The sequence below is a fragment of the Planctomycetota bacterium genome (genome assembly GCA_038746835.1).
In the GTDB taxonomy this organism is placed as follows: Bacteria; Planctomycetota; Phycisphaerae; order Tepidisphaerales; family Tepidisphaeraceae; genus JBCDKH01.
Genome location: JBCDKH010000214.1, coordinates 1 through 5,919 on the forward strand (window position 1 = coordinate 1; position 5,919 = coordinate 5,919).

Annotated in this window: 3 protein-coding genes; 1 reads left to right on the forward strand and 2 read right to left on the reverse strand. The window is 65.0% G+C overall.

Going from position 1 to position 5,919, the window contains the following annotated elements:
• Positions 1 to 123: 123 nt before the first annotated feature.
• Together AAGI46_15150 and AAGI46_15155 are read right to left on the reverse strand one after the other, a co-directional pair.
• Entirely contained in the window at positions 124 to 1,359 is a 1,236-nt protein-coding gene (locus tag AAGI46_15150) for a GntR family transcriptional regulator (protein MEM1013544.1), read from the reverse strand.
• Between the two features lie 284 nt (positions 1,360 to 1,643).
• Positions 1,644 to 2,984 carry a trypsin-like peptidase domain-containing protein gene (locus AAGI46_15155; GenBank protein ID MEM1013545.1) on the reverse strand — a complete coding sequence of 447 codons (1,341 nt, stop codon included), beginning with the start codon at positions 2,982 to 2,984 and terminating at the stop codon, positions 1,644 to 1,646.
• A gap of 223 nt (positions 2,985 to 3,207) precedes the next feature.
• Here AAGI46_15155 and AAGI46_15160 point away from each other — a divergent pair.
• The coding region (locus AAGI46_15160; protein MEM1013546.1) for an alanine--tRNA ligase-related protein at positions 3,208 to 5,919 on the forward strand (2,712 nt) is incomplete at its 3' end.

A 5,919-nucleotide genomic window follows, 5' to 3' on the forward strand; every position in this document is an offset into this window, starting at 1 on the left:
CGACGTTGCTGCCAGCGTCGAACGTGTCGAGAAAGACTGTTGCGGCAGATACTGATTTTGCGGACAGAGCGGCCGCGGTCAGGGCGACACAAGTCAAGAATGTGTTGCGGTGCATGGTTCCTCCTAAAGATGGGTCTCGGTTGTGGTGGACAGCTCTGCATCCTCAACGACCACCAACTCTGGCTCGACAACCCGCTCCTGCGGCTCGGCAGGGAGCCGGCCGTTCAGGCGGTCCATGAGCAGGTCGATGAGGCCGCGGCCGATGTCGCCGTGGTGTTTGTCGATGGTGACCACCGGCGGCGGAACGCCTTCGGAACGCTCGGGCGCCTGCGGCCATGAATTGTCGTAGCCAGCGATCAGGATGTCCCGACCGGGCTCGCGGCCGAGCATGCGGCACGCGGCGGCAACCTCGTACGCGATGCGGTCCGTCGTCGCGAGAATCGCGTCGATCTTGGGATCCGCCTTGAACGCGTCGAACAGATAACTCATCAGCAAACGACTGATGATCTCGAAGTTCTCAGCGGTGCTGCTGTTGTCGTGCTTCACCAGGTGCGGCGTCCGCATCGTCGGCAACGGCTCAACTACCGCGTCGCGGCACGCTTTATCGTAGCCCTCGTCACGACGATCCCAGTATGGCTGACGGTCGAAGCTGCGATGGAGACGAAGAATCCGCTTGCAGCCGCGATCGATCAGGTGACTCGTCAACAACTCGCCGCCACGACGGTGGTCCGTCGCGACGCGGTCAAACTTGCTCAGCGGTCCATTCGGGTCGCGATTGGCGTGAGCGACGACGGGAACACCCGCTTCGGCAAGCTGCTCCAAGACCGCCAGGCCGACTTCCGAGCCGGAGCAGTCGAAAGCAACAACGACCCCCGAAGGCTTGACGTCACACCATCGACCGACTGGACCGATGCCATCCGAGGCGATGCCGACCAGCGTCTGCATGCCGTGGCCCTGAGCTGCAGCACTCGCTGCGATCTGGACGTAGCTCGGCCAGCCGGGCTGTTGCCGATGGACGTCACCGGCGAGCCCGGACAAGTCCACGATCCCGATCGTGTCGTCCAACTGCACGCCGCGCTTAGGCAGTTCGACATTGGATTCTTGACGCGTGACGCGTCGCACCCGCTTGGCCGACACCTCGATCAGGCCTTCCTGCTCGAGCTCACCGAAGGCGCGTCGCACGCGCGAGCGGGCCACGCTGAGTCGCTCTGCGAGGACGCGTTCGCTCGGAAGGGCATCACCTGCGGCAAGGTCGCCGGCGCGAATAAGCCGCCGAAGCCGGCGAGCAACCGAGGCCGCCGGGTCCATGAACTCTGACGCGTCAACACCGGCAGCGGGATGGTCTTGCAAGACAGTCATCAGGGCTCACAACGAGGATCGAGACCGGCGGGACTCAACCAGATTCAACCAGCTTATCACCGATCCGAACCACTGCAAGCCAAAATCAACGTAGAGCTCGCATTCGAACCAGATCAGACCATGCTGGCCAACCCCGGTATCAGCAGCAATCCGTTGCTGTACAACGGCTAAAATAGTCAACGGCTTGGCCTTTGACCTTCTGGGGTAACCCGACCCTGTAGCGTGGCGATGCACGTCCTGGTCGAATCTGGTAGCAGTTTCGCCAGATCCTGACTTCGCGGGCCTCACTTAAACCGAAGCTGTCCAACGCCGATGCGATCGAGCGTGCTCTGCAACGCCAGGATGTTCGGCACGTCGACCTGCGAGACCTGCTCGAACTGCAAACCTCCCGACACCAGCGTTCGCAGCGGGCTGTCCTCCGACACCGACTCAACGATGCAGCCGCGGCCCTCGCCGGCGTTCTTGAACGTCACGCCGCGAAAGTGGAGCCGCTGCTCGCTTCGGCCGGTGCCGGCCTGTCCGGGGCGTTCGGCAAGGCGGATCGAAACGTCGAGGCTACGTCCGCCGCGGAGCAGGCTCAGCCGAACGGGCGTCGAGGTCGTGGCCGAGCCGACGTGGCGAACGAAGGTCTCCTCATCGTTCACGGGCCTTCCGCCCAGAGCGAGGATGACGTCGCCTTCGCGAATGCGTCCCTCGGCCGGGGTTCCGGCACCGACGCGCGTGACGACCATGCCGCCGCGAGCGGTGCGGGATTGCGCAGCCGTTCCTGCGACGCCGAGGTAGCCGTAGCGAACCTTGTCGCCACGGATCATCGTCGCGATGCGATCCTGCATGGACTGATCGGCCGGGAGGGCAAAGCCGAGGCCGTTCGCTTCGCCCTGCGGCAGGACGACGGCCGTCACGACGCCGACGACGCGGCCTTCCAAATCGAAGATCGGCCCGCCGCTGTTGCCGGGGTTCAGCTCGGCGGTGGTCTGAATGAGTCCGCTGTAGAGCCGGCCTTCGACGCGGCTGAGCTTGGGCAGCGTTCGCTCGGTCGCGCTGATGATGCCGGTGCTGATGCTCATCTCGCCGCGACCTGCCAGACCCATCGGATTGCCGATGGCGACAACCCACTGGCCACGCGTCCGGGATGCGGGCGGGGCGAACGACAGCGCCGGCAGCGACGTCGGCACCTTCAGGACGGCCAGGTCGCCACGACGGTCTGTCGCCACGACGATGGCCGGCAGCGTGCGGCCCGTGTCGGTCGTCACGTAGATCTGCTTGGCCCCTTCGATGACGTGCTGGTTGGTGACGATGTAGCCGCGCGCGTCGACGCAGAAGCCGGTGCCGACGGTGCGCGAACCGTCGCCGAGGAGCGTCGTGAGCTTGTCATAGTTCAGCACGGCCGAGCGCGTGTCGGCCGACGCCGGCGGAAGTGCGTTGCCGACCGTGATGGCTACGACGCCGGGAGCGGCGCGATTGGCTACGCGGCGAAAGGAGCCTTCGAGGCCGGCGAGATCGACCGTGTCGCTCCGGCTTGTCATCGGCCGCTCCGCAAGCGCCGGCGCGGCCATCGCCATGGCGGCGATGAGGGCGAACAGACAACGACGAACGGCAGGCGCGGCGGCGGTCGGAATGGGCATAAGCACTTTCTCGAGGAGCAGACGCCGACTGCGGCGTCGATCCGTTGATCGACCCGCCGATTCGGTCGCTTGAGTCCAACGAAGTGGCGGAAACCGGCCGCATCAGAAGCAGTTGGCCTCATGCGGACAAGCACATCGCCTTACCGGACGAGGGCATCGACTCCGGGCCGCGTTCCTTTCGCGACGGCCGGTCTTCGGGGTCGGCCGTCTAGCATGCCCGCCTATGCCGCCCAGCAGCAGTGAGATCCGGCAGCAGTTCATCGACTTTTTCGTCGACAAGCACGGTCACGCCCACGTTCCGTCGTCGCCCGTCATCCCGCACGACGACCCGACGCTGCTCTTCGCCAACGCCGGCATGAACCAGTTCAAGCCGATCTTCCTCGGCGAGGAGAAGCTCGACCACTACGGCCCGCCCCGCGCCGCCAACAGCCAGAAGTGCATCCGCGCCGGTGGCAAGCACAACGACCTCGACGACGTCGGCCGGGATACGTACCACCACACATTCTTCGAGATGCTCGGGAACTGGTCGTTCGGCGACTACTTCAAGGAGGGCGCGATCGACATGGCGTGGGAGCTGCTCGTGACGGTTTGGGGTCTCGACCCCGAACGGCTGCACGCGACGTACTTCGAGGGCGACGCGTCGGAAGGCCTCGAACCCGACACCGAGGCGAAGGAGCTGTGGGCGAAGTACCTGCCGGCCGAGCGCATTCATCCCGGCAACAAGAAGGACAACTTCTGGGAGATGGGCGACGTCGGCCCGTGCGGGCCTTGCAGCGAGATTCACTACGATCGCTCCGACGACAAGTCAGGCGGCGGACTCGTCAACGCCGACGGCCAGGACACCGTCGTCGAGATCTGGAACCTCGTCTTCATCCAGTTCAACCGCACGGCGAGCGGCCTCAAGCCGCTGCCGGCGAAGCACGTCGACACCGGCATGGGCTTCGAGCGGATCGTCCGCGTCCTGCAGGGCAAGACGAGCAACTACGACACCGATGTCTTCACGCCGCTGCTCGACAAGATCGCCGGGATCAGCGGCAAAGCGTACCAGCCAGAGCTGACGAGCTCAGTCGGCATCGCCTTCCGCGCGATTGCCGACCACGCGCGGATGGCGACGTTCGCGATCAGCGACGGCGCGATGCCCGACGGCAAAGGCCGCGGCAGTGTGGTGCGGAGCGTCATTCGGCGCGCAGTGCGGTTCGGCTACCAGACGCTCGGCCTGCGTGAGCCGTTTCTGCACAGGCTCGTCGACGTCGTCCAGCAGCAGATGGGCGAGGCGTTTCTCGACGTCCGCGAGACGACGGCGGCGAAGGTGATCGAGTCCGAGGAGCGTGACTTTCTGAGTGTTGTGGATCGCGGGCTAGAGCACTACGCCTTCGCCAAGAACTTGGATCTCGCTCGGACCTTCGCCTCAGAGCAAGGCTGGACGCAAACACGGATGCAGCACCTCGACTGGCGCAGCTCCGAAGAGAGAGGCAATGAAGTCGTATCGAAAGCTGAGCAGCTCCATGTGTTCAGCGACGAAAATGGTGACGAGCAGGTCGTTGGCTACCGCGAGTTGATTAGACGTGTGCAAGAACGGGGTGCTAATCCGACTCTGTCAGGGCGCGAGATTTTCGAATTGCATACGACGTTCGGCTTCCCGCCAGACATGACGATGCAGCTGGCGCGGGAAGACGGTTTCGTCCCGGACGTCGCCGAATACGAGCGGCTGTTCGAGGAGTTCCAGAACATCAGCGGCAAAGGCAACAAAGTGGCCGGTGCCGAGGCGGTCGATTTCGGGGACCTGCCGGAGACGGACGACTCGCCGAAGTTTTCGGGCGAGCCGATCGAGGCGACGCTGCTGGCCTTCGTTCGTGACGGCGACGTCGTGACCGACGGCAAGCTTCAGGCTGGCGAGACGGCGACACTGCTTTTCAACCGCACGAATCACTACGGCGAGCAAGGCGGTCAGGTCGGTGACGTCGGCGTCGCGTCCAAGTCTGATGTCGTCTTCGAAATCGAAACCACGCAACGGGCCGGCGGTCGAGTGTTGCACGTTGGCGAGCTGACCTCTGGTTCCCTCGCCGTCGGCGACACGGTGACGCTCGCCGTCGACAACCGGCGGTCGGAAATCCGTCGCCATCACACCGTCACACACCTGCTCAACCTCGCGCTGCGCCAAGTGCTCGGCGAGCACGTCGCCCAGCGTGGCAGCCTCGTCGACGACACGAAGACCCGTTTCGACTTCAGCCACGACAAGGCGATGACGCTGGCAGAAGTCGGCGAGGTCGAGCGTCGCGTCAACGCGATGATCCGCCAGAATCTGCCCGTCCGGGCCGACCTGATGCCGCTGGCGGAGGCGAAAGCGATCGAGGGCGTGCGGGCCGTCTTCGGCGAGAAGTATCCGGACCCGGTCCGCGTCGTCTACGCCACGCCGGGCGACGCGACCTCGTCCAACGGCGCGACGCACAGCATCGAGTTCTGCGGCGGCACCCATGCCGATCGCACCGGCGACATCGGCCTTTTCAAGATCGTCGCTGAAGAGGCCGTGAGCAAGGGTGTCCGGCGCGTGACGGGCGTCGCGAGCCAGGCCGCGATCGAGCACGTGCAGAAGCTCGACAAGACGCTCGTCGAGACGGCGGCAGCGTTGTCCGTCAAGCCAGACGACGCGGCCGATCGTGCGGCGGCGATGCGGGACGAGATCAAGAAGCTCAAGAAACAGCTCGCGAGTGGCGGTGGCGGGGCGGGCTTCGACGCCTCGGCCATCGCGGCCGATCTCATCGCCAAGGCCGAAGGTGCCATCATGGTCGCGAAGGTGGCGGCACCTTCGGACGACGCATTGCGGTCGGTCATCGACGCGATGAAGTCCAAGCAGTCGAGCTATGCGGTGCTGCTCGCGTCGCCGGGCGAGGAGAAGGTGTCGATCGTCGCGGGCGTCAGCGACGACCTGATCAAG

Coding starts and splice junctions, on each gene's coding strand:
- AAGI46_15150 (MEM1013544.1), bottom strand. CDS start 1,359: ATGACTGTCTTGCAAGACCATCCCGCTGCCGGTGTTGACGCGTCAGAG.
- AAGI46_15155 (MEM1013545.1), bottom strand. CDS start 2,984: ATGCCCATTCCGACCGCCGCCGCGCCTGCCGTTCGTCGTTGTCTGTTC.